The 21,893-nt window shown below is 48.2% G+C and carries 15 protein-coding genes, 3 tRNA genes and 1 pseudogene; 14 read left to right on the top strand and 5 right to left on the bottom strand.

All coding sequences use genetic code 11. The features are described 5' to 3' along the window. Positions 1-15 precede the first annotated feature (15 nt). Positions 16-426, bottom strand: a complete 411-nt coding sequence (locus VJ249_06070) for a hypothetical protein (protein HKZ94126.1) — start codon at positions 424-426, stop codon at positions 16-18. Positions 427-480: 54 nt separating this feature from the next. Between VJ249_06070 and rqcH the strand changes: the two genes are divergently transcribed. From rqcH to mtnA, 8 genes and pseudogenes are all read left to right on the top strand, one after another. Further along, complete coding sequence (gene rqcH, locus VJ249_06065; GenBank protein ID HKZ94125.1) at positions 481-2,553, top strand: ribosome rescue protein RqcH; 2,073 nt, start codon at positions 481-483, stop codon at positions 2,551-2,553. Between the two features lie 119 nt (positions 2,554-2,672). Beyond that, entirely contained in the window at positions 2,673-3,257 is a 585-nt protein-coding gene (locus VJ249_06060; protein HKZ94124.1) for a CBS domain-containing protein, read from the top strand. A 28-nt stretch (positions 3,258-3,285) separates the two neighbouring features. Further along, complete coding sequence (locus VJ249_06055) at positions 3,286-4,080, top strand: CBS domain-containing protein (GenBank protein ID HKZ94123.1); 795 nt, start codon at positions 3,286-3,288, stop codon at positions 4,078-4,080. 11 nt (positions 4,081-4,091) lie between these two features. Continuing rightward, complete coding sequence (locus VJ249_06050) at positions 4,092-5,015, top strand: CBS domain-containing protein (GenBank protein ID HKZ94122.1); 924 nt, start codon at positions 4,092-4,094, stop codon at positions 5,013-5,015. 112 nt (positions 5,016-5,127) lie between these two features. Then, entirely contained in the window at positions 5,128-5,904 is a 777-nt protein-coding gene (locus VJ249_06045) for an enoyl-CoA hydratase/isomerase family protein (protein ID HKZ94121.1), read from the top strand. An 18-nt stretch (positions 5,905-5,922) separates the two neighbouring features. After that, positions 5,923-6,423, top strand: coding sequence for a dual specificity protein phosphatase family protein (locus VJ249_06040; GenBank protein HKZ94120.1), 501 nt, complete (start codon positions 5,923-5,925; stop codon positions 6,421-6,423). A gap of 160 nt (positions 6,424-6,583) precedes the next feature. After that, complete coding sequence (locus VJ249_06035) at positions 6,584-7,312, top strand: phosphoribosyltransferase family protein (protein HKZ94119.1); 729 nt, start codon at positions 6,584-6,586, stop codon at positions 7,310-7,312. A gap of 121 nt (positions 7,313-7,433) precedes the next feature. Then, positions 7,434-8,456, top strand: a pseudogene (gene mtnA / locus VJ249_06030) (S-methyl-5-thioribose-1-phosphate isomerase). 131 nt (positions 8,457-8,587) lie between these two features. Here the strand turns inward: mtnA and VJ249_06025 are convergent. Continuing rightward, a tRNA-Gly gene (locus tag VJ249_06025) sits at positions 8,588-8,665 on the bottom strand. Positions 8,666-8,760: 95 nt separating this feature from the next. On the opposite strand from VJ249_06025, the gene VJ249_06020 reads away from it, so the two are divergent. From VJ249_06020 to VJ249_06005, 4 genes are all read left to right on the top strand, one after another. Then, positions 8,761-9,294, top strand: a complete 534-nt coding sequence (locus VJ249_06020; protein ID HKZ94118.1) for a GNAT family N-acetyltransferase — start codon at positions 8,761-8,763, stop codon at positions 9,292-9,294. A gap of 90 nt (positions 9,295-9,384) precedes the next feature. After that, positions 9,385-10,635 carry a DUF401 family protein gene (locus VJ249_06015; GenBank protein ID HKZ94117.1) on the top strand — a complete coding sequence of 417 codons (1,251 nt, stop codon included), beginning with the start codon at positions 9,385-9,387 and terminating at the stop codon, positions 10,633-10,635. Between the two features lie 145 nt (positions 10,636-10,780). Then, positions 10,781-12,571: a CARDB domain-containing protein gene (locus VJ249_06010; GenBank protein HKZ94116.1), complete on the top strand. Its 1,791-nt coding sequence runs from the start codon at positions 10,781-10,783 to the stop codon at positions 12,569-12,571. A gap of 237 nt (positions 12,572-12,808) precedes the next feature. Beyond that, entirely contained in the window at positions 12,809-17,176 is a 4,368-nt protein-coding gene (locus tag VJ249_06005) for a S8 family serine peptidase (GenBank protein ID HKZ94115.1), read from the top strand. Positions 17,177-17,285: 109 nt separating this feature from the next. On the opposite strand, the gene VJ249_06000 is transcribed toward VJ249_06005, so the two are convergent. The 3 genes from VJ249_06000 to VJ249_05990 form a co-directional block, all read right to left on the bottom strand. Then, positions 17,286-17,362 (bottom strand) — tRNA-Phe (locus VJ249_06000). A 451-nt stretch (positions 17,363-17,813) separates the two neighbouring features. Further along, a tRNA-Val gene (locus tag VJ249_05995) sits at positions 17,814-17,888 on the bottom strand. Positions 17,889-18,117: 229 nt separating this feature from the next. Further along, a complete protein-coding gene (locus VJ249_05990; GenBank protein ID HKZ94114.1) occupies positions 18,118-18,279 on the bottom strand; it encodes a 50S ribosomal protein L40e in 162 nt (53 codons plus the stop codon). Between the two features lie 360 nt (positions 18,280-18,639). Here VJ249_05990 and VJ249_05985 point away from each other — a divergent pair, with 360 nt between their 5' ends. Then, positions 18,640-20,211 (top strand): radical SAM protein, encoded by a 1,572-nt coding sequence (locus tag VJ249_05985; protein ID HKZ94113.1) that lies wholly within the window; start codon positions 18,640-18,642, stop codon positions 20,209-20,211. A gap of 319 nt (positions 20,212-20,530) precedes the next feature. Beyond that, positions 20,531-20,887 carry a hypothetical protein gene (locus VJ249_05980; GenBank protein ID HKZ94112.1) on the top strand — a complete coding sequence of 119 codons (357 nt, stop codon included), beginning with the start codon at positions 20,531-20,533 and terminating at the stop codon, positions 20,885-20,887. The last annotated feature ends 1,006 nt before the right edge of the window (positions 20,888-21,893 follow it).

The following is a 21,893-nucleotide window of genomic DNA, read 5'->3' as shown; positions in this document are numbered from 1 at the left end:
TAGGGCTGGGTTACTTCAAACAGGCTCTTCCATTTTGCGTTTCGGCCTGTCTTCTGCTTCTTCGATTACTTTTCTTCGTTTTGCATCTCTCTCTTTGGCTGAAGGTATTAGCTGGTTTAGCTTCTCGGCAAGTTTCTTGGATTCGTTGGGGTCTAAGGGAATGGTAATGTCTCTTCGTAGTGGAATGAGCACTTTGAGCTGACCTTTTTTGTCAATTTTCACCGTGTCTATATCTTTCAAAGGTATGTCTAAGGGCACAATGGTTTGGAATAGGACGCCTAGGCTTTCTCTAAGAATAGGACTGGCCTCAACTGCTTCTTCAAGTTCTTTCTTGGCGCCGTTCTTCAGGTCGACTTCAAGCAGATCGTCGTGAAGCTTCACGGTAAAATGTGGTTTATCGACTTTCATAACTAGTTTCTCTGGCATTATGCTTCACCTTTTGTCAACCTTTATTTTGAGATTTAGAGTTAAACCTTATGCTTGCCTATAGTAAAGGCATTAATGTCGAATGTTTCGAGGAGAAGCCGACCGAGTTTGAAGCGTGAGATGACCAGCTTTGACGTTGCAGTTATAGTTCGTGAGCTTAATCAAACCGTCAAATACGGTCGAATAGAAAATATCTACCAAACTGGCTCCAAAGTGCTCTTGCTCAGACTGCACATGCCTAATCAGCCTGCGATGCAGCTCTTGGTCGAGGCGGGCAAAAGAGTTCATCAAACAGTCTATGTCCAAGAGAAGCCTCTTGAACCGCCAGTTTTCTGTATGACGCTAAGAAAGTATTTGAACGGTAGCACAATCGTGGGCGTTGAGCAACACGAATTTGAACGAAGCATCACTTTCAAGATACACTCAAGGCAGGGTGTGATGCAGCTCTTTGTCGAGTTATTTGGAGACGGAAACATAATCCTGACAAGCCCCCAAGGCGCTATTGTCGCCGCGATGACGTACAAGAAAATGAGAGACCGCAACATACATAGAAATGAGCAGTTTCAACAAGCGCCCCCAAGCGGCAGAAATCCACTTGCATTAACCCGCGTTCAATTAGACGAGCTAAAGAATCACGGTGCGCTGGAAACTGTGCGAGGACTTGCCAGATTTCTTAGCATCGGCGGGACATACGCCGAAGAAGTGTTGCTAAGAGCGAATCTAGATAAGAATATTCCCTGCGAACAGTTGTCACCAAAACAGATCGATGCGATTTTCAACGAGCTCCAAACGATCTTGTCCGTGCTTCGAGAAGGAGAATTCAACCCGGTGATTGTCATTAATGAGGAGGGCGACTGGGTTGATGCAACTCCGATCAGATTGAAAAGATACGAAGAACTGAAGAATAAGCCCTGTAGCTCATTTAACCAAGCCTTGGACGAGTACTTTTCGAAAGCAACCCATGTCGTGCGATTGTCAGAAGCTCGAGAGGAGTATCAGAAGGAGTTAGCCAGACAGCAGAGGATGCTGCAAGAACAGCAAAGAACGCTTGAAGATGCGCAGAGGGCAATTGAACAGCACAAACGCGCGGGCGATATCATCTACTCTCATTTGGGTGAACTTCAACTGCTACAGCAGCAGATTGCCGACGCCAAACAGATGGGCGAAAGCTGGGAACAGATAATCAACAGACTTCAAAGAGAAAAGCAGTCAGGTCTCAGTCCGGCGGTCTACTTTGACTCGCTCAATCCTAAGAACCTCATTCTAAACATCTGCATTGATAACACAGTTTTCCCTGTGCAAATGAAGCGTTCGGTACAAGCAAACGCGGCAGAGCATTATGAAAAAATGAAGAAAGCTGAAAGAAAACTCGAAGGCTCCGAGAAGGCTACGCAGGAAACACAGAGCAGAATCGAGGAGCTAGAAAAAAAGTGGATCATAAAGGCAGAGGAAACCCGCGTTGAAACTCCAGTGAGACAAGTGAAAAAAGACTGGTATGAAAAGTTCAGGTGGTTTGTTTCCACAGATGGCTTCCTCGTTATTGGCGGTAGAGATGCAGTCACAAACGAGATATTAATAAAGAAGCATCTTGAGCCACACGACATAGTTTTTCATGCAGATATCGTTGGTGCTCCCTTCGTGATCATCAAGACGGAAAGTAAGCCTCCGACAGCTGAAGTCATCCAAGAGGCAGCTATGCTTGCTGCATCCTATTCAAGAGCGTGGCGCGAAATGCTCGGCGCCGTAGATGTCTTTTGGGTTCACCCTAATCAAGTCAGCAAGAGAGCACCGACAGGGCAGTATGTTGAGAAAGGGGCATTCATTATCCAAGGCGCAAAGAACTACGTTAGAAAAGTTCCTTTGCGAGTTGCGATAGGCCTGCAGAGAATAGGCGAGCAATTACGGGTGATTGGAGGTCCAACTGAGGCTATTCGTAAACACACGGGTATCTATGTTGAAATCGTTCCAGGCAATGAACCTAGCGCAAAATTGGCGAAGCAACTGCGTCGCTTGTTTTCGGAAAGAGTAGAAAAGAAGGATCGAGAAAGTGTATTGAAGGTTCCGATCGAGGAAATTCAGCAGTTTATTCCTCTTGGAAAAGGGGCAGTTTTCACGGGCAAAAAGTAGGACCAATGTGATCCTCTTTTCCCTCAAATCTTTTTAACTGCTTCTGCGAAACTTTCACAGCCCTTTCAACAAACGTTTAATACGTCTGCGGCATTCACGGTATTGGAGGGAAACCAGCGGTGTCAGAGCTTGGCTTGAGACCACGCATGCTAGTCAAAGATGTCATGACAAGCCCAGTGGTGACTATCGGTGAAGAAGGTATAGTGCATGAAACAGCCAAACTTATGGACAAGAACGACTTGGGTTGCATAATCGTTACCGACAAGAAAGGAAAGCCAGTGGGCATAATAACTGAACGCGATTTGATTACACGTGTCATGTCAAAGAACCTCTTGGCTAGCAAAGTGAAAGCCAAGAAAGTGATGACGTCTCCCCTTCTGACCATAGACCCAGATGAACCGCTGGCTGAAGCAGCCAGAAAAATGAGCAGACTCAACGTCAGAAGACTCGGGGTCATTTACAAAGGTAACTTGGTTGGCTTAGTCTCGAGCAAAGACATTTTGGCAGTTACGCCTGAGCTTCTGGAAACCATTCAGGAACAGGCTAAGCTCCAAAAAGAGCCTGCGCCTGAAGAGGAAGCACCTGAGCCTCGCGCGTTGGCTGGCTACTGTGACCATTGTGGAAGATGGTCCGATGCCCTAAAAGACAACGATGGTCAGCTTTTATGCGAGGAATGCCAAGTCGAACTCAAAGGCGAATACTAGCCCCGAGTATGCTTAGAGGTAGGATGATTTGCGTGTTCAAGACGTAATGAACCGAAATCATCCTACAATCTACCCTGATGAACTTGCAACCAAGGCTCGCGCTTTTCTAAGGGACCTCAAGTTACGAATCTTGCCTGTTGTGGGCGACAACAAACAGCTTCTGGGCGTTGTCTCACGGAACGATGTAATGACTATATCGTCGTCGGTGTCAGTGATGCGCGTCAAGGGTATAATGTCAGTAGCTCGGTTTAGAGCTACGATGGATATGGATACGGCTCAAGCTGCGCGAGAGATGGTGCGTTTGGACGAGTGGTATGTTCCAGTGGTCAAGTCTCAGCATGACGACGCTTATTGTGGCGTGCTGGGTTTAGAGCATATCATTAGAGTTTTGTATGACAAAAAGGTGGCCAGGTTGAAAGTGCCGCTATCCGATGTGATGTCGACTGAGCAACTTTTTATCTGTTCACCTGACGATGAAGCTGATAACATTTGGCACAGAATGAAGGAACGCTCGTTTGCTGCTTGCCCTGTTGTGGCAAGGGGTAAGCCAGTCGGCATCGTAACTCAACAGAATCTTATTGAAAGTGGCGCAATTTTTCCAGCCTTTGAAGCTAAGAAGGGACGATTCAAAAATCCTTCAACAATTATCACAATCATGAGGACTCCTGCCTTGTCGCTCAAGCCATACAATACGGTGGGAGACGCTGCCAAGCTCATGTTGGAGAAGGATATTGGGCGCATGCCAATAGTCGACAACAGGGGTCAGCTTGTCGGAATAGTTGATCGGGAAGACGTTGTGAAGGCACTTTTGAAACAGGATTAGTGGTGAGAACGATGTCTGGAGAAGCAGGTAGGAGAGAGACGTTCAGGCGTGGTTTACGTGACTATGGTCCGTTAGGCTTGAAAACTCATCCAGCCAAGAAACGCGAGGGAGATGTACTAAACATAGCAAAGCGTCCCGTTGTGACGATGGCGCCTACAACCCCAGTTTATGATGCCATCAAAACCATGGTGAAAGAAGGCTTTCGACGCATGCCCGTAGCTGAACCCGCCACCAAGAGGCTTTTGGGCATTTTTACAGCTACTGATGTTGTGGATTTCCTTGGCGGAGGAAATAAGTTCCAGCTCGTCCAGCGCAAACACGACGGCAACTTCTTCAAAGCAATCAATGAGCCGATAAAATCCATTATGACTCAAGACGTCGTTTATGTCTACACCACCTCGACCATAAGCCAAGCATTGGAGATCATGAAAAATCACAAGATCGGCGGGCTGCCTGTAGTTGACGAAGACAAGCGCGTCCAGGCAATTCTCACTGAACGTGACCTACTCACTTTCTTTGCTGGAATGTTAAGCGGAGTAAAAGTAGTCAACGTGATGAGTCTGAAGCTGGTGACCGCAACGCCGAACATGTCCATTTTTGAAGCTGAAAAAACCATGGTTGAGAAGGGTTTCAGGCGTTTGCCAGTGGTGGTTAACGGCAAGGTAGTTGGCATGGCAACCGCGCGGACGATACTGCGCTTCTTCGGTTCAGGCGAAGTCTTCAAGCATTTGCGATCTGGAACCATGGCGCAGGTGTTGCAGACATCTATTTTGGAAGCTGCTACAAAAGACGTGTATTTCGTAAGCCCAGATGCTGATGTGGGCGAAGCGGCAGAAATCATGCAACAGAAGAACGTTGGCTCCGTTCTTGTGGCGAAAGATGAAAGACTTGTTGGAATCGTTACCGAGAGGGACTTTTTCAAGCTAATAGTCTAGTATCAAAGAGCCTACGTCAAGTCTCGGTTTTGCCTCAATCCCACATACGGTAGTAAATGCCTTATAGAACCACACAAAAAAAGTAGGATGCCTCCGCAATGGTGAAATCTGCATGAGCCTCGGTTTCAGGAATATTCTCTATGAAAGCGCAGCTGGCGTGGCAAAAATCAGCATCAACCATCCGCCGCTCAATGTACTCAACACGGAAACGCTGCTCGAGTTAACTATGGCGTTGGAAAAAGCACGAACAGACTCGTCAGTGTCTATTGTAGTAATCACTGGAGTAGGTGACAGAGCATTCAGCGCTGGTGTCGACATTAGAGATCATCTTCCAGACAAAGTTAGTTCAACGCTGTCGGTTTTCAACAAGGTTTTCTATGCGCTGCGAGGTTTAGATAAGCCCTCTGTTGCTGTTGTTAATGGCGTCGCCTTAGGTGGTGGCTGCGAACTGGCTATGGGCTGCGACCTGATAATCGCGTCTGAGAAAGCGCAGTTTGGACAGCCTGAGATAACGGTTGGCGCCATTCCTCCAGTTGCAGTTGTTCTCTTGCCCAGACTCGTTGGTCCGGCGAAAGCGTTTGAGCTGATTCTGACTGGCGATGTGATATCGGCGGCTGAAGCCAAACAAATAGGTTTAGTCAACAAAGTAGTGCCACAGGAGAAGCTTGAAGAAGCCGCAAGAGAGTTGGTGGCAAAGCTGAAGGACAAAAGCCCGGTTGTGCTTAGGCTTGCACGAATGTCGCTGCATCAAATGCTCGACGCCAATTTCAAGAAGGAACTTGAAGAAGTAACTGGCATTTACCTCAGTCTGCTAATGCGCACGGAAGATGCGGTTGAGGGTCTCAAAGCCTTTATGGAAAAGAGAAAGCCTCAATGGAAGGGCAAGTAAACGCTGGTGCCGCCAGCTTTGTCACTTGGGCGTACGTCGTCTCACAAGCCCGGGAATTTTTCATGGGTCGTTAAGGGCAAGTTGGCTGGCAGCGCAAGACCTGAAAATGAAGATCAACTCAGATGGCTCAAAGACGCAGGGATAAAGGCCATTGTCTGCTTAAACAAAGAGCGCCCACTCGAAGACAAGCAAGTCACAGGACTGGGGTTTGAATACTGTTTTATTCCTGTGAAGGATTTCGCGGCGCCAAAAACTGAGGACATAATGGAATTTGTGAATTTTGTTAATACCATGATTAACCAACGCATGCCTGTGTTGGTGTGCTGCGGAGCTGGGATTGGAAGGACAGGCACGATGCTGGCTGCGTATTTGGTCAGTCAGTGCAAGTCTCCTGAAGAAGCCCTAAAGCGAATTGAGGAACAACGCGGCATTGGAGTCGAATCCTTTGCGCAGAGAGAAGTTGTCTTCGAATACGCCCGCCTGATCGGCAAATGCAGGAAAGGTGATAACGAGTCCTGACCCTGCAGTGCTGAGAGAATCGCTCTCATATGCGTTTTCTTTATGGGCATTCTTTAGAGTCTGCGGAAGCAATGGAAAGCATTAAATCTCTCAACACAAAAAAGGATTCTGCGCGTCTTGTAATTGACGTGTTATTGTATAAAAAGAGATGCAGGAATCCATGAGTACACATGCTGAAGACTTGAAGTTCAGGTTAATGACTATTGAGCTTCTGCGCATAGCGAAAAGGGTGCCTTACACTTATCGAGAACTGTCTGCGAAGACAGGTTTGCCTGTTACTGTGTTGAGTCGGTACGCGAAGGGTCATGTGTTGCCCAACGCTGAAAGAGCTCATCAGCTTTGGCGAACCCTGACCAAACTGGTGGGTTTGCAGGCTGAGTTGCGCCGAAGAATTCATTTCAACAGCGACGGATACTTCAACAATACCGATATCATCGGAGACTATAATATTTTGAGGCAAGCGGCTCATCATGCGTTGGCTGTTTTTGCTGGTAAAAGGGTGACCAAAGTCTTAACTGCTGCAGTTGACGGCATACCGTTGGGCACGATGGTTGCCAACTCGTTGGGCGTCAACCTTGTCATAGCAAAATGGAACAAGGAGGTGGGCGTTCCAGCATTTCTTGAGGAGACCTACGCGCTGAGAGACTCGGGAGTCACGATGACACTGTACATTCCCAAGGATGCACTCAAGAAGCGTGATAGCGTGCTCATTGTGGACGACATGATAAAAACAGGTGAAACCCAGGCCGCTCTAGTCACTCTGGCAAAGAAGGCAAAAGCTGACATCGCCGGTATTTATTCCATAGTTGCTGTGGGCGAGGAATGGCAGAGACGAATCAACCTCCCAAAGGAAGCGGTTGAAGTTGTTACTAGGGTAAATATACCGTAGTCATCTTGAGACGACGGGATAATTGTAGCCAAGCATTTTTTTAGCCTGTTAAACTGACACAATTGATAGGGTTCGCGACTGGACTTGAGAGACACTCGTATGGAGGCTAACGCAAACGAGAACAATACAGTGGAAGAATGACACGGTTGTTACAGTTGACCAGACGAAGCTGCCTCATAGGCTTGTCTACATAAAGCTCAGGAATTGTCGAGATGTTGCTCTCGCCATCAAGAAAATGAAGATTCGAGGCGCTCCTCTCATAGGAGCCGCGGCTGCCTATGGTCTAGCCCTTACGGCAGTTCATTCAAAAGCATCTGACAAGAACGAGTTGCTTGAGCAGATGCAGGAGTCAGCTCAATTTCTCAAAGCGACTAGGCCAACAGGCGTCAACTTATTCTGGGCAGTCGAGCGAATACTAGAAAAGATCGCTCAGACTCCATCTGCCTCCACTAGCGCGCTGAAAAACCTAGTTTTGAATGAAGCTCAGAGAATAGCAGATGAAGACGCTGAAGCGAATCGAAAAATGGGCGAATACGGTTCAAAACTGATCAATGACGCCGACACAATTTTGACGCATTGCAACGCTGGAGCTCTGGCAACTGTCGACTATGGTACAGCATTAGGGGTTATACGGGCGGCTTGGGAACAGGGTAAGAGGATCAGTGTGATAGCAACTGAGACTCGCCCGAAACTTCAGGGCGCGAAGCTTACAGCCTACGAACTCAAGACATTGGGCATCCCGTTCAAGTTGATCACAGATAACATGGTTGGCTACGTCATGTCTAAGCGAATGGTAAACTCAGTTTTTGTTGGTGCAGACCGCATAGTGAAGGACGCTGTAATCAACAAGATAGGCACGTTCTCGATCGCTGTGCTTGCCCACGAGCATGAAGTGCCATTTTACGTTGCAGCTCCTTTAAGCACATTCGACTTGAACCATGCAGCCGAAGACGTGGTCATTGAGGAAAGAAACCCAGAGGAAGTGACAAAAATAGGTTCTAAAAGGTTTGCACCACATGGAACAATGGTTTTGAACCCAGCTTTCGACATCACCCCCATGAAGTATGTTGCCGCAGTTGTCTGCGAGAAGGGAGTCTTCTCCCCAGAGGAACTCCGAAAGGCATTCCACACAAACATGAGGTAAGAGCTACATGTGGTTCATAACTGCTGAAAGAATGGTTATTAGTGTACTGTGTTCCTAGGCGGCTCGTCACATGATGGTATATCGTCGGGGCTACAGACTTGATTGACGCCGGTGCAATCTGAGAGAATTAGTGGTGCGGTCGCCGGGATTTGGACCCGGGTTCTTGCCGTGGCAGGGCAACGTCCTAGACCAGGCTAGACTACGACCGCTCGCATGGATACGCCATCTGCGTCTGTAAGGTTTAATATGTGGTGTCTAAAAATCTTTCTAGCAACATTGACGGAGAGGGCTGGATGAAGACCATATGGACTTGAGAACATTCACGGCTAAGGATGGACAAAAGGTTACCTTGCGATCAATCAGGTGGGAAGATCTGGACGACTGCATCGAATTCATTAACTCGCTAGTTGACGAAGGCTCTAACATAGCAAGAGAAGCCAAAGTCACTCGAGATGAGGAAGCAGACTGGCTTGGAAGACGACTCGCAAGCATTGAGAAAGGCGAGTTAGTTGACGTTGTAGCCGAGGTTGACGGCAAAATGGTTGCTAACGCTGAGGTTGGGCGTAGAAAGGGCAATATGAATCATGTTGGAGACCTCGGCATTGGGATACGCGCTGGTTACCCCAGCATAGGAATCGGCGCTGAACTGATGAGGTCGCTCATTGACCAAGCAAAGAAAATGGACATGAAAATGCTGGTTCTCGAGGTCTTCGAAACAAACAAGATCGCGAGGAAGCTCTACGAGAAAATGGGGTTCATAGAGAACGGCAGAATACCAAAAGGCATCTTCAAAAAAGGCGAATACATCGATTTGATTCGCATGACGCGTGAACTCTGACACCGCATTTGGCAACTCGATTTAAAGTTTAAGAACCACTGTGTCTCATTCTGCATCTTCAAAACATGGCTTAACAGGAAAGCGCATAGTTTGGGACTCGTCAATCCAGTCGTGGCGCTTCTAGTGTCTTTTGGCTTTCTTGGCGTTATGCTATTCAAGCGAGTCAATCTCGGAATTACGTTGAACGCTACGGCTTTGCTTTTGGCATTGTTGGCAGTCGACATCGCAACCATTCCAGCGATAATCTACAGAACAACGCTTGAGCCGCTCACAATTGCGGTCGTGCTCGCAACGTTTGGAATAATGATGCTGAGCCAGCTCTATAAGCATACTAGAGTCATCGATGCTTTGAGTGAAAGCGTGGGCAAAATAATAAACAACCCAAAAATCGTGTCTAGCATTCTTCCAGCGATCATAGGGTTTCTTCCAGTTGCCGGCGGCGCCTTAATGTCGGCACCTCTTGTGGACTCTCAGACAGAGAAGCTGGGGTTGAAGCCTGAAAAGAAGGCTTATGTTAACATATGGTTCAGGCACACGATTTTCCCAGTTTATCCTCTGAGTCAAGTTCTGGTGATAACCGCAGCGCTCACTGGAGTAGCAGTACCGTTAATAATCCTGCGCCAAATTCCCGTAATTGCTGTCATGATCATCATAGGGTATCTCATCAGCTTCTGGAAACTTTCAAAAACAGAAAAAGAAGCGCGGTTGAACCCCGTCGAAACGCAGAACGTGAACTCAAACCTCAAACGATTCCTGATCGCGTTTGCACCGATCATGGCAACGATAATCGCAGTTGTTGCCTTGGATGCTGCAGGTCTGGGTCTTGCCGGCATAGGCTTGGATGTTTGTGTAGCTACGTTTGTAGGCATAATAGTGTTAGTGTTGATAGCTAAGCCGAGTCGACAAGTTTTGGTGAAGCCCCTGAGGAGCTGGGAGATCTATGGCATCACGTTGGCGGCTTATGGTGCGTTCCTGTTGAGAAACGTAACTGTTGCCACGGGCATCTCTGAGATCCTTAAAGCGTTTGTCGTTAACGGCGGTGTTGACGTCATTATATTGCTGACCCTTGTTCCAGCTGTTCTGGGTTTCGTCACTGGCTCTCCTTCGGGCGGGGTGGCCATAAGCGTCTCAATTCTGGCTGGCTTGCTGGCTTTTTCGCCAAAAACAGCTGCTTTGCTTTTCATGAGCGCGTATTTGGGCTATTTGATTGTGCCTTCACATTTGTGTCTGGCGTTCACTGTGGATTATTTCAAATGCTCGATGGGTAAAGTGTACAAGTACATAATTCCTTCGTTTTTGGTGTCATTCATAGCTGCTCTGCTGGTTTACTTTCTAGCCTGACATGACTGGAGCCTAGAGAAAACAAAGGTGAACCGTGTCGAAGATTGTTTCACAAGGCATAAATGATGATAGCGACTTATGTTTAGCGTGTTGAGTCTACTTTCTCGTTGACAATGAGACACGATAGAGTGAGAGAGGGCACCTAATGGATAGGGAAAAGCCGGCAGTCTCCATGGCAATGTTCTTATTGCTTATCGTAGGCTTGGTGGCAGTAGCCCTAGGTTCTTCAGATTTCATGTTTAACAGAAAAGCTAGGGCAGCAACGGGAACGTTCTCAATTGCAGACGATTACTTTCCTGATACTCTACCTCCTCCAACCGAGTGGAACAAAACTTTTGGAGGCGCTGCTTGGGATGTGGCAAACTCGGTAATTGAGACAAATGATGGAGGCTTCATGCTAGCAGGCTGGACTCAGTCTCACGGAGCCGGAGGCGGCGACTTCTGGTTGGTAAAAACCAATTCTGCCGGGCGAGCGCTTTGGAATCGAACTTATGGTGGAGCAGATTATGATGAGGCTCATTCTGTGATTTTGTCCAGTGATGGAGGATACGCGCTCGCTGGAGTCACACGGTCTTATGGCGCTGGAGTTACAGATTTCTGGCTGGTCAAAACCGACTCGAACGGTAATCATCAGTGGAATCAAACTTACGGTGGAGCAGGCTACGACTACCTTTTTTCTGCAATTAGAACGAGCGACGACGGCTACGCATTGGCTGGCTACACAGAATCGTACGGTCAAGGCGGAGACTTCTGGCTAGTCAAGACGGATGTCAATGGAATCATGCAATGGAGCGAAGCGTATGGAGGAAGAGGCTCGGAGGAAGCTCGCTCAGTGATTCAAACCAGCGACGGCGGATATGCGCTTGCAGGCGAAACCGATCCTGCTGGAGCGATTGAACCAGACTTCTGGTGGGTCAAAACAGCAGCAGATGGAAGAAAGCAAAGAGATCAATCATATGGAGGAGTGAATCCTGAGGGCGCCTACTCACTAGTCCAAACGTCTGATGGAGACTATGCGCTAGCTGGCTACACCGAATCATGGGGAAATGGAATACTTGGCTATCCGGATTTCTGGCTGGTCAGGATAGACTCGATGGGAAGAGAGCTTTGGACTCAGGCTTATGGAGGTTTAGATGGCGACTCTGCTGAGTCCTTGATTATCCTTGCAAGTGGTGGTTACGCAATTGCAGGCGCAACGCTGTCTTATGGCGCTGGCTACTGGGATTCCTGGCTGATCACGGTCAATTCTGCTGGGAACCTGAACTGGAGTCAAACGTATGGCGGTGTAGGCTACGATTTTGCCTATTCGATGATTGAGACTAGCGATAGAGGCTTTGCATTAGCTGGCGACACATTCTCCTATGGTGGGGGAAGCGGTGACATGTGGCTTGTTAAGGTTGAAGGCAGCATTCCACGACATGACGTAGCTGTCATTAATTGTGCGTCCACTAAGACGGTGGTGGGTCAAGGCTACTCAGCACTTATCAACGTGACTGTTGAAAATCAAGGCAACCGCTTGGAAATGGTGAACGTAACCGTATACGCTAATACAACTGTCGTTGATGCTCTTTCAAGCCTTCAGATAATAACACCTGGTGGTATCCAGGTCCTTTCATTCACTTGGACCGCAATTGAAGGAGAGTTTCCGAAGGGCAACTACGCCTTAAGCGCTGAGACAGTGATTCCTCCGCCAACGGTTGATGCAGATCCAACGGACAACTTGCTCGCCAACGGTTTGATAACTGTTTCATTACCGGGAGACTTGAGCAGTAACGGCAGGGTTGATGTTTTCGACCTATATCGGCTTGGAAGGGCATTTGCTTCGACGTATGCTAGCTCCAACTGGAATGCAGATTGCGACATAGATAGCAACGGCACTGTCGATAGTGCAGATTTGTCCATAACAAACGAAAACTACGGAAAAGCCAGTCGCTGATGCGGAAAACCGTCATGATTCATTGTCCTAAATCGCGAAGAAGGTTTTTGTTTTCTTGCAAGAAAGAAGTTGGAAAATCTTTTAAACTAAACGAGTGTACCAAGTATGGGGGCTGACTTACTAGAATTTCCAAACCGCGAATGTCTCATGTTTCATGCCCCTTGAGCGCCCCAAGGAGGCGCAATGAAAAAAGTTTCCACTAAAAAGAGGAGAAAGAGAGAAAGGGAGAGACAGAAATTGAAACGCTTAGCAATATCCTTAACGTTTGCACTACTACTATTGGCTCCTTCAGTGTTCATTGCACCAAGAGCAGAAGCAGCTAGCACAGAATACAATTACCTCTCAAAGATAGACCGAGACTTGATGAAGCTAATCAGCAACAGCGAAAGCCAATCCGTAGACACGATTGTCGTTGCTTCGCGAGGCTTAGACTCTGTGCGCCAATTGGTTCTGTCGTACGGAGGCACTGTCAGATTTTCGTTGGAGTCCATTAATGCGCTCGCGGTCACTGTTCCGTCGACCAGTGTGGAAAGCGTTGCCAAGAGCAGTAGCGTTAAAAAGATTTGGTTAGACCAGCAAGTGAGCCTTAAAGCGCAGGCTGATGTCTCAAACATCAAGGCAGACCTAATACAGAGCATCATCAACAAGGTTGCAGACAAGAAAGCGAGTGCTGAGACAACCGGCGGAGACAAGGCATTCCATGAAGGCTTGAATCCTGAACTCTACACAATCCCTGAAGAGGGAATTGTGAGCGCCGCGAAAGAGAAAGAGACCGACATTAGTTTGTTCGAAATCGGCTTAGCTGACGTTACGCCACAAACTTACTTCACATATCAGGTTGGAGCTGAAAACCTGTGGGCCATGGGATATACTGGAGCAGGAACTTACATAGCCGTCTTGGATGTTGGCGCCACAGCAGCGCATCCAATGATAAGTAGCGCTATCGTGGGCGGTCACTCCACAGTTCCATCAGAACCCAACTGGGACTCAGTCTCGGCAACGCACGGCACTATGACTTCAAGCATGGCAGTAGGCAGACCCGTTATTGCAGTAATGCCCGACACTTACAGCCTCGCTAGAGCCGTAGCAAGGTGGTTCCCAAGCAAAATCATACCGCCAAGAACATACCCGTGGGGCACTATCCCAGCGGGATATGTCGGCATTGCCTTCATCGGCGAAGCACCAAGCGCTGGGCTGTGGGTAGAGAAGGTTTTGACTTTCGGTGGAAGCGGCGCCATCTCTTGGATCTTGGCAGGCATGCAGTACGTGCTCAACTTGCGCAGAACTACGCCCTACCACATCGACGTTGTAAGCATGAGCCTAGGATTGCCAATGCCATGGAGCGCCATAAACGACGGCACAGACCCATGGTCACTAATGGTGAACGTGCTAGCCTACTATGGAATAACCGTGGTTCAATCATCTGGAAATGCAGGTCCAGGCGCGTTCACGATAACTCAGTCTGCGGTGGCTGACAAAAACGTCGGTGTCGGAGGATACGTCTACGCTCGCATGTTGAAAACATACCTGGACGCATACTACGGCTACGGATACTCAGATCTCTACGCTCACATGGGCGACGATGAAGAAATGGTGTTCTACTTTGCAAGCAGAGGCCCAACCCGCGACTACCGAACAGGAGTTGCAGTTGTGGCTCCATGCGCTTTCACAATAGGCGCTGGCGATACAAGTAGCATGTACTGGGGCGCTGGAACCAGCTTCTCCGCACCAAGAGTTGCAGGCGAAGCCTTGCTCTTGATTCAGTATTACAAAGCGTACAAGGGCATGTATCCAACTCCAGAGACCGTTAGAGCCGCCATCGTGGTGGGCGCGGACTACATTCCAGGCTACCACAAAATCGAAGAAGGTGGCGGACGATGGAACCCCTACAAAGCAGCAGGTGAAATCCTAAAGAAAAACGTCGTTGGGCAAGCAAACAACATTCTGGACGTCAACAACTTCCACGACTTGCGTGTCACCGGCGCACTGTCCTTCACAAACGGCGTAGCCGAACAGACAATTCAATCATTAGGCATCGAACACTATTCCCGGTTCTACTTCAGCTTGTCCGACCCAGACATGTACAGGATTTCGATAACCAACATTGCTGAAACCCTCCCGGGCGGCAACACTCTCTACATGTGGGTGTTTGACCCGAAGGGCGACTTGGCCAACATAGGCATGGCGTGGACAAGCGGCGGCACTGTCCTGAATTACGGGCAGACAGGATACTACTACTACCTTGTCGGCGAAACACAGTACAGCGGCGTTTACAAGTGGAACCAGCACTGGACACCGATGGATCCGGGCATATGGGAAGTAGTCGTTGAAAACGACTACTACAGCTGGGAACCAGTGGGCTATACCATTCGAGTGGAGAAAAGCGAAGTATCAATGAGCGCTTCGGCTTCCAAAGTCACACTTAGAAACGACGGAGTAGACTTGGGTTTGAGCGCGCCAGGAGGTCTGAAAGCCTACGAAGGCAACACAGCCTCATTCTCTGGCTCGGTTAAGCAAGGTCAAGTCTATGGCACAGCTTTCAACGTCCTTCCGGACACTAAGGAACTGCTTGTGACTCTAGACTGGGACGACGATTACACAGACAAATATCCAGCTGACCTAGACCTCTACCTGATCGACCCGTTTGGAACTATGTGGGTTGCTTACGATCCACCGAACAGCCCGATGGGCATATTCGGCGCCACGGTGAACATTCCAGAAACAGATTACTTCGGAGATTACACCGCCGCCAACATCAGAGCAGGAACATGGACGATTCTTGTCGCTGGCTACAAGATCACGCCAGTTACAGCCCAAGAGAACTTCCTAATCTCGATTGAGGGCAGGATTAGAGATGCTACAAGACCTACAAAGGTTTACAGCGTCGAGAGTCTTGACTATGACTTTGAAATGCCAGGTGTGGCGAATCAACTGTTTTCAGGCGACGACACATATGCGGCTTACACGTTGCCATTCAGCTTCCCATTCTACGACGGCAGAGACTACACCACAATCTACGTTGGCTCAAACGGTTACATAACTTTCGACGCGGGCTTCTCACAGTACTATGACCTTTGGAATTTGTTCTTACAGCATCCTATGATTGCAGCGATGTCCATGGACTTGGTAACATCAGCCTACGCAATACCCCATGGCAACTACGTCACGATATTATGGCACGGACGCGCTTTCGGAGTGCCGCCAGACCGCAACCTGATGCTTGTACAACTGTATGACAACGGCGACATAGTGATGTCCTACAGCGACTGGATAAGCGGATATGGTGGATTGAGCAAGGGCGACGGCGCAGCGTACATGACGATATCGCCAGCGGATTTGACTGCGTTCAAGTTCGCGTATTCGTACACGCCAATTATAATCGATGCCTACACCTACTCCGTCAGCAGCATATCTTACTTCTGGGAAACAGGCGGCACACCAATATTCAGCGGCGACGACACCTATGGCACGTACGCGTTGCCCTTTAGCTTCCCATTCTATGGCACAAACTACAACACCATATACGTTGGCTCAAACGGCTACATCACCTTCAACCAAGGTTACACGTATTACACTGACAGCAGCATTTGGAACATGTTCTTGACCACACGAACCATAGCGGTTATGGGAAGCGACTTGGTCACAACTGGCTACGTGACAGATCATGGCAACTACGTTACAATACGCTGGTACGGACGCGCTTACGGAGTCCCGCCAGACCATGAACTCATGCTCGTTCAACTCTACGATAACGGCAACATACTAGTGTCCTACACTGACTGGATAAGCGGACGAGCCGGAGTGAGCAAAGGCGACGGCGCCACATACATCACGATTTCACCAGCAGACAGCACGGCATATCAGTACACTTACGAGCACACCACCATGGAATACCGACTGGTCAGTTACACTGTCACAAGCGAACAATTCTTCTGGGAAGACATTGTCATGCCTTTGGTTTCAGGCGACGACGCATACGCAACATATGTTGTGCCGTTCAGCTTCCCGTTCTGTGGAAGCAGCTATTCCACCGTCTATGTGGGCACCAACGGTTACATCACGTTCCTCCAAGGCTACACCAGCTACTCTGGGCTTCTAGGTCTGTTCATGAGCACACCAATGGTCTCCGCTATGGCTAGAGACTTGGTGACATCGGTCTACGCTATCAACCACGGAACCTACGTTACCTTCCTATGGATTGGCAGAGCATTCGGCGAACCCACGTCGAACGTACGCCCCTTGGTGCAAGCCAAGCTACACTCCGACGGCGCTGTAGTTCTGTCCTACGCTGATTGGCTCACTGATGCGGAAGTTGCAGGAGTCAGCGACGGTGATGGCGTCAACTACGTCACTATTAGTCCAGACGACTTGACAACGTTCAGGATAACAGTCTCTGCAATCATTCCGGCAGCTGTTGAATTCGCTAACCAGAACCCATGGCTTCCCGCAGGCGCAACAGTGGAAATCTACTACACAGCTCATGTTCCAGGAAACTACATCTTCGTGGCGAAACACTACTGGGTAGAGAAATTCTTCAGAGACGGCGGAGTCTACGCATGGATCTTCGGACGCTTCCTCTACGACAACGCAGAAGCAAACCACTAGACAACAAAACTAACAGAATCCCATCTTCCCTTTTTTTTTGTTGAGGTTTCAGGAAAGAAGAACAAGCACAAGCTAGGCTTCATTTAGTCGGTTGATGACAATTCATTAGTGGTGCCGAGGGCCAGATTTGAACCGGCGACAACCCGGTCTTCAGCCGGGTGCTCTCCCAAGCTGAGCTACCTCGGCCCAGCGCAACGTGCTATCAACTTCAATGCATGGCTGTTTTTAAGTTTTCTTAATTGCACTTGCAGTTTGTGTACGTGTGTCGATAAGTTTTTCTACCTATGTCAACTGCAAATAAGTGAGAAAAGGGTGATACACCAGCCTTTAGTGCTGCCGTAAGAGGCTTAAGAGCGTCAACTGGATGTAGGGCTCAGCAATAGGTAAAATCTTCCGTAGAGCGGGCCACTCGCCCTCATCTCCCCCTACGAGCCCGAGGGGCCTCTTGCTCGGAGGTTCATCTCCGCCTTCGACGCGGCCTTGCGGAAACAGTCACAAGGCAAACGAACCCTTTTTCTTTTAAAAGGGTCTTTGTGTGATTTTACTCCTTCCTCTCTCTAACATCCAATCATAATCGCATGACTCCTTATCTCCTTTGTGGAAGATACTTCTAGAAGACAAAGCGCAATCTTTCAAGTGGGCCGGGCAGGATTCGGACCTGCGACCTCCGCCGTGTGAGGGCGACGTCCTAACCAGACTAGACTACCGGCCCTGAAACGAAGAGTCAAACACTCCATATCCAAAGTCACAAAATAAAGGTTATCATGCCTCAGCCATGGTAGAAGAAGGCTAAAGGGAAAGGGCGCCTTCTTCTTTTGAAATTTGTTTTCCCCCAGCGCATTCAACATGCTGGGTGATGATGTCACTAGGAACAGACTGACGACGACACCCACACAGAGAAACTGACGAAAGAGGCAATAGATCGCACAATGTGAAGTATGTTACTTGACTATTTCGCGTTTCTTCCAGCGCAGGTTCTTACCATGGCACTTGCGACATTTCACGGCTGATCCAGCATTTCGAACGCCACAGTCACGACAAATTTTCATGTACAACCTATGCTGCTGCGCAATAGCTTTCTTAAAAGGATCAGTAATCGGCATTGGGTCGTCAACTCATAAGCTGGCTAGGTTCCACATGCCACACATGCAAATAACCTTTTCCATGCCGAATGAAAATGACGTATCGCCTCCCATCGCTTGCCCCCAAACATGAGAAGCACGCCAGGAGCAATAGTGAGTCTGCCATCAACAGAAACGCACCCGTAAACAACTACTCTGGGTCTACTCACAGCTCGGCGTTCCCCCGCAATCTTGCCTCAAGCAGCATGGTATCTGCAGTTTTGCGTAAAAAGCACGCGGAAACTCCCACAAGGTCTTCCGCCGAGCTAACTTAGCTTGGTTCTTAAACTTTAAGTATTTCCATCCTAATATGATGTGATTTCACTTTCAGAGAACCACAAAATGCAGAAATCCTCACCGCTCATAGTACTAACAGGCCCATCTACAGAGATGAGCGACTACGAAGGCAACTTAATCATACCCTTCGCAGCCGGCTTTTCCAAACCATGGTTCATACCCAGATTCTTTCTGAAAAAAACGTTCTTCAAACCCGTACCGTCAAACAGCCTAGAGGTAACAAAAGCCCCCCTCAGCCTACGAAGACTCGAAGCCAGCCTAGTTAAGTCGGGATTCAAACCTCAAGACATAGCTGTGGTGCACCCTGATGATCTAGAAAAAACTGTGGGACCTGATACAAAAGTCATAGGAATCTCAGCAAAAGACCCATTTGGCTTCGCATACGTATCATTAACATACTCCTCAGTCTTCGACCTAGGCGAACCCATAAACAAAACCGAATACAAGCGACTCATCAAAAACGTCAAAAGGGCTCAACAGAAAAGCGGAGCAAAAATAATCGTTGGAGGCCCTGGGTCATGGCAGTTTCTGCGCCCCGAAGTCAACAACACGTTCCAAGTGGACGTTGTGTTCACGGGCGAAGGAGACGTAACGGCGCCCGAAGTCTTCTGGAAACTCGTCAAAGGTCGAAATTTGCCCAAAGTGATCGAAGGAAAGCAAGTTGACATCGACGATATTTCCCCAATAATCAAACCTACCATCTACGGCGCAGTTGAAATATCAAGAGGATGCGGAAGAGGCTGCGGCTTCTGCTCACCAACCATGGTACGCAGGAAGGTCATCCCTGTAGAAAGAGTCGTTCATGAAGTCAAGTTGAACGTCAGCTGTGGCGTGCGCGATGTTCTCCTGGTGACTGAGGATATTTTCATGTATGGGGCGAAGGGGGCAAACTTCGTTCCCAACAGAGAGGCTGTCAACGGTCTCCTAAACGCTGTCAGCAACATCAATGAAGTTGAATCAATTCAAGTGACGCATGCAAACCTAGCCACCGTTCACGCTGACAAGGCATTAGCTGGACAAGTAGCTGAAACTCTAAGGGAGAAGTCGAAATGGGCATTCAGGAACAAACAGGTCGCAGCTGTTGAAGTAGGCATTGAAAGCGGCAGCCCCAGGCTGATTGAGAAATATATGGCTGGAAAATGTAGACCCTTCAAACCTGATGAATGGCCCGAGACTGTTCTGTCTTCGCTTTCTTTCATGGAGGACCATGGCTGGGTAGCGCTTGCCACAATCCTGATGGGCTTACCAGGGGAAACCCCTGAGGATACACAGCACACGATTAAGCTCATTCAGAACATTGACAACTTGGGCTTGAACACATTTCTCGTTCCATTAATATTCGTCCCTCTGGGAACGTGCAGTCTCAGAGACTCAGCGCTGAAGTTCTTCAACGACCTTTCGGAAACGCAAGTCGAAGTCTTTGCCTCAGCTTGGGAACACAACATTAGACTCTGGGGACCCAGCTTTTTCAACCATCCGCCATACACATCAAAATGGGCTAAACTAGGTTTCAAATTTCTCTGCGATCTTCTATACAACTTGAAATATCGCCGAGGCGACACAGGGAGAAAGACAATAGCCCGAAGAACTCTTGACGCAATAAACCAAGCAATGTAGAGCAAAAGAGAATCTTCCTGTAACTAAAACACGCAGTCAGATTATCATTTTTCGAATCTTGTTGGCATCTATTTGAAGCGGGGGTTTCTACGAAAAGCTAGGCATTTGTCCATGAAGTTTTGTATAACCCGCTTCCGCATTTCATCTACGAACGTAGAAGCTGTCATTGAATCAGTCTCCGAGTCATACTCCACTTGTCTGATACATTCTTTTATAAGATTTTTCGCTACTGTTCTGCGTCAGAATCCGACCGCGGCGTAAGGCTTTTCAACTTCCGAGTCAAGTCAAACAAAGAGCTACAACATATGCTGAAGGAGCCATGCTTAGGTTGAAGGATTTTGACGAGTTATTTTGGGAGTCAGTGCATTCGACAATCGCATGGATCTTTGGGGAAGCTCCCTCTGAGTTGATGTGTGGACTTGCGGAAAGACAGGCTTCTCTGAAGCGCGAGGAGAATGGAGTTAAAATTGAGGTTTTCCATGATTATCTAGAGAAATTGCTCGGTTCCGAGCGAACGCAGGTTGTGTGGGCCGCTAGCCTTAAGTGCTTGGTCATCAACCTGAAACAGGAGTATGAGGAGATAAAGAAGCACCTTTCGTTGCTAGACCAGCTGTATGAGGCTAAATTCAAGCTTCTAGTCGCGGCTGATAGTGAGAAGAAATCTGTGTGCAATTGATACTTGAAGGATACGCAGTGTTTGAGTCGGACTCTGAATATGTATGACTACTTATATTCAGACTCCATTTTCATACACGTTAAATCATCGGACAAGAGCACAAGTATCTGGCGGAGCAGGCGCTTGAAATGGTCTCACGTGTTCACTGTTCTGAGGATTGCAGTACAAGGACTCAGACGCATGGTGAAGAAACCCTTAGCAAAAGAACAAAATTCATCATAACCATACCCAAGAAATGGGACCAAAAAGGGTCATAGGGCAAGTTTCTGTGAGGAAAATTAAGTGCAGAGACAACAGATTCAAATATGTCGCATGCCACAAATGCGACGCACCTCTCTACAAGCAAACAGCTTATCACACAAAAAGGCAATATTACTGTGAGGAATGCCACAAAGAAATCTACTACTGAAGAAACATCCAACCAAACCAAAGACACACGGTCAAAATGCAAATAGAACAAACGCAACCCTTTGTCTTGACGGAACATTCTGGTAGAAGAAGGCTAAAGGGAAAAGCCACCTTCTTCTTTTGAAATTTCTCTTCCCGCAGCCCCAAAAGCAACAGCATTTATGGTAAACGCCACTTTTAGCAACATTGAGCGTCACTCTTGACAACATAGAACGTGCGCTAAACCCACGCCAAACAAACCCAAAACACAACCACAAACAAAAACAAACCACAAAACACAAACAGAACAAGCTCAGCTCAGCCTCTTGAAAATTTTTCCACACACTAATACACTCTACCTGACAAGAGTGCGGGGGGTGGGACCCCCACCCAACTTTACCGGTAAAAGCATGTTGTACTATGCACGGCGAAAGTTCGAATCCCTCTCGCGCGCGGTTTGGCTTAAACACCTCTGGACGAACTATAAGCCTACTTTAAGTGGCGTTCTATATCCTTTCGCCACCAACCTTTTGTGGATGGAGTTCTTCAAAGCGCCCAGTCCTTCTCCTGTCTTTGCGCTCACTGGGAATACGTGCTCTCCAACAGCAAATGGATAACC

Source organism: Candidatus Bathyarchaeia archaeon, assembly GCA_035283685.1.
Lineage (GTDB): Archaea > Thermoproteota > Bathyarchaeia > Bathyarchaeales > Bathyarchaeaceae > DATETJ01.
The sequence above is the reverse complement of the archived record's forward strand: the minus strand, read 5'-3'. Positions and strand labels throughout refer to the sequence as shown.